Here is a 1,873-nt window from a genome sequence, read left to right as displayed (position 1 = left end):
TCCAAGGCGTTGTCAGGGTCGCGCCGCGCCTCGATTGCATCCTGCAACAGGCGCGACAGGATATCGGGGGCGATTGCCTCGCATTGGACGGTTGCCCCGGTGAACCGTCGCCGGTCGGTCGGCTTGGGCGGCGCGATTGGCAGGTTAAGCCGGTCGGCTTGGTCGCGTGTCACGGCAAGGCGGGTAAAGTGTGGTTCAGCGCGCCTTGCGCCAGGTCGCGGCCGCCGCCCTTCGCGCCGCCGAGCAGAACCTCGTCCATCTCGTGCAGGCGCGGATCGGCCCCGACCAGTTCGCCTACATCGCCGTCGCCCGGCCCAAGCCCCGATCCAGCGGTGCCGCCCTGTCGGTCCGCCTGCTCGAGGCCGCGTGATGCCCGCTTTCCAATCCTTTTTCACCGATCACGGAGCTACATTCATGCCATTCCCCGAGAACACCCCAACGCCGGACGATCTGCCGTCCCTCAGCGCAGCCGAAATCGCGGCGCTGCCGGTCGAGTTGCTGGCAATCCTGCAGCGCGAGATTGACGAGCGCCTGAAGCGCGACAAGGCCGCCAAGACCCGGTTCGATGCCGGTCTGGCCGTCCGCTATGCCACCCGGGCCGCCGAAGAACGGCAGGTTTCGGACAAAGACACCGGCACGGTTCGGTTCGACGATGGTGATTTCACCGTGGTCGCTGATTTGCCGAAGCGGGTCGATTGGGACCAGGACCGGCTGGCCGACATGGTCACGCGGATCCGCGATGCCGGGGACGACCCGGCCGAGTATGTCGATCTCGCCTACAAGGTGCCGGAGCGCAAATACGCCGCCTGGCCTGAAGCCATCCGGCAGGGCTTCGAGCCCGCACGCACCGTCCGGCCAGGCACGCTGAAGGTCGAGATCGTCCCGCAGGGGGGCGACCAGTGAGCCTCCCCATCATCAGCGCCGATCCGATCAGGGCTTCCCCTTGATCCCGGCCATCATCCGGGAACGGGTCTGTTTGTCTACGATATCGGTCACGTGCACCCTGGTCTTCGATCTGGAACCTGGTATACACCGACTGAATGAATTTCGTCAGGAGCCTGATTTGTCAGCCACTTTCGGCATTGTCGATCTGTTCGCCGGTCCAGGCGGACTTGGCGAGGGCTTTGCCTCCCTCGTTGAGGACGGACATGCGCCGTTCCGGATCGGCATCTCGGTCGAGAAGGAGGCATCGGCCCATCGCACTCTGACGCTGCGCGCGTTCTTGCGTGAATACCAGACGCGGCACGGCACCTTCGGCCAGTAGCTCGTCAGGAACGCTTTGAACCTGGCGTTCAAATGCCTCGACGTCGGACAGTCTATACACGACCCGGCCGCCGATCTTTAGGTAACGCGGACCTTCCTGGGCCCACCGCCACCGCTCCAGTGTTCGGTGGCTGATCTTCCAGCGGGCCGCCAGTTCTTTCTGATTCATACATACTTCGCTCATTTTCGTCTCCTTTTGCGCAACTCACTTCGGTCGCAAGAGAACGAATGCGTGAGAAGAAAACCTATTCAAGTCGGTAGGTTGCGTGCTCGGAGGCTATGTTCGAGACAGGCGGACAGGTCGTGAATAGGCGCAAGCCCTAGAAGCGGCGTCGGAACGTTCGGGACGGAGCGGCCCCCATCGGCATGGGGTCGGACACTTTTCTCAAGATTTCAGGGATTTTCGTGGCGTCTAGACTCGATCCGAAACGCCAAAACAGCCGAATTGCGGAGCGAGTCATTCCCTCCGCCATTTGCCCCCACGAAATCGTTCTCTCCATCCGGCTACGGCCGGATTTTTACGTTATATTCAAGGGTTGTGCGGGAGGGGCTGTTAACCTACCCAGACGCCAGGAGGCCCGGAAGTGGTTTCTCTGGGGCGTTATTCTCT

General features: G+C 62.4%; 2 protein-coding genes and 2 pseudogenes. 3 read left to right on the top strand and 1 reads right to left on the bottom strand.

Annotation, left to right across the window (positions count from 1 at the left end; translation table 11 throughout):
* The first annotated feature begins 190 nt into the window (after positions 1–190).
* The 3 genes and pseudogenes from WBB85_RS19935 to WBB85_RS19925 form a co-directional block, all read left to right on the top strand.
* Positions 191–370 (top strand): hypothetical protein, encoded by a 180-nt coding sequence (locus tag WBB85_RS19935; protein ID WP_432640332.1) that lies wholly within the window; start codon positions 191–193, stop codon positions 368–370.
* A gap of 44 nt (positions 371–414) precedes the next feature.
* Complete coding sequence (locus tag WBB85_RS19930) at positions 415–903, top strand: hypothetical protein (protein WP_432640331.1); 489 nt, start codon at positions 415–417, stop codon at positions 901–903.
* 160 nt (positions 904–1,063) lie between these two features.
* Positions 1,064–1,249 (top strand): annotated as a pseudogene (locus WBB85_RS19925) (DNA (cytosine-5-)-methyltransferase); the annotation flags it as partial.
* 51 nt (positions 1,250–1,300) lie between these two features.
* On the opposite strand, the pseudogene WBB85_RS19920 reads toward WBB85_RS19925, so the two are convergent.
* Positions 1,301–1,432: pseudogene (locus tag WBB85_RS19920) on the bottom strand (helix-turn-helix transcriptional regulator); the annotation flags it as partial.
* Positions 1,433–1,873: the final 441 nt, after the last annotated feature.

Origin of the sequence: Albidovulum sp. (assembly GCF_049646345.1) — a bacterium.
Classification (GTDB): domain Bacteria; phylum Pseudomonadota; class Alphaproteobacteria; order Rhodobacterales; family Rhodobacteraceae; genus Albidovulum.
The sequence above is the reverse complement of the archived record's forward strand: the minus strand, read 5'-3'. Positions and strand labels throughout refer to the sequence as shown.

Excerpts from the sequence above, each read along its gene's own strand:
- WBB85_RS19930 (WP_432640331.1), top strand. The coding sequence starts at position 415 with ATGCCATTCCCCGAGAACACCCCAACGCCGGACGATCTGCCGTCCCTC.